Below are 814 nucleotides of genomic sequence, written 5' to 3'. Positions count from 1 at the left end.
GACCAGCAGCTCGGCGTCACGCCACTCCTGCTGCCAGGGCCGGCCCCAGGCGGCGGCGGCGGACGCAGAGCCGGCGATCCGCCCCGGCAGGGTCAAAGGGGGTCGAGGGCCACCAGGCCGCGCAGGGCCGGCGGCGGCTCGCTAATGGGCTGGTCGAGCCGGGGGAAGATCCAGTAGGCCACGGCGTGGAGCGCCAGCACCACGATCAGGTTCTGGAGCAGCACCAGCAGCAGGGCCGCGACCTGGACCTGGTCGAGGTCGAACCCGCCCGCCAGACCCACCACCCCCGCCAGCCGGTCCAGCAGGTTGGCCGCGGCGGTGGTGATCACCACCCAGAGGTTCTCGCCGACCAGCACCGAGAGCACCGCCACCCGCACCAGGAAGCCGGCGGCGCCGATCAGGCCCCCCACCCCCAGGGTGAGCCACCAGCTGCTGCGACGACGCCAGCCCCAGCCCAGCCAGAGGGAAAGCAGGCCGTAGGGGAACAGCACCAGGGGCCCGCGGATCGGACCCATCAGGGCCACCAGCAGCAGGGTCGTCACCACCACGCCCTCGAGGGCGCAGCGCCAGCCATGGCGCAGCTGCAGCAGGGCCAGGGGCAGGGGCAGGGCGAGGCGGAACAGGGGGCTGCCCACCGGCAGGTAGTAGAGCGCCACCCAGAGCAGGGCGGTGGCGGCCGCCAGGTAGGCGGTGTCCATCAGCTGGCGCGCCTGGCGATGGCTCAGCTGGCGCCGGAGGGGAGGGGTCATCGGGTCAGCGCGGCGCCGGCGCCGGACGGGAGGTGGCGGGGGCGGTGCCGTTGGCGGCGCCCGCG

General features: G+C 75.1%; 1 protein-coding gene. It reads right to left on the bottom strand.

The features are described from left to right. Positions 1 to 92 precede the first annotated feature (92 nt). The gene (locus VB737_RS07370; RefSeq protein WP_159818450.1) at positions 93 to 749 is read right to left on the bottom strand and encodes a DUF2232 domain-containing protein; all 657 of its coding nucleotides are present in this window, start codon (positions 747 to 749) and stop codon (positions 93 to 95) included. Positions 750 to 814 lie beyond the last annotated feature (65 nt).

Source organism: Synechococcus sp. BA-120 BA3 (assembly GCF_034931285.1).
In the GTDB taxonomy this organism is placed as follows: domain Bacteria; phylum Cyanobacteriota; class Cyanobacteriia; order PCC-6307; family Cyanobiaceae; genus Cyanobium.
Note: the sequence above shows the minus strand (reverse complement) of the source record. Positions and strands in the feature narration are given on the sequence as shown.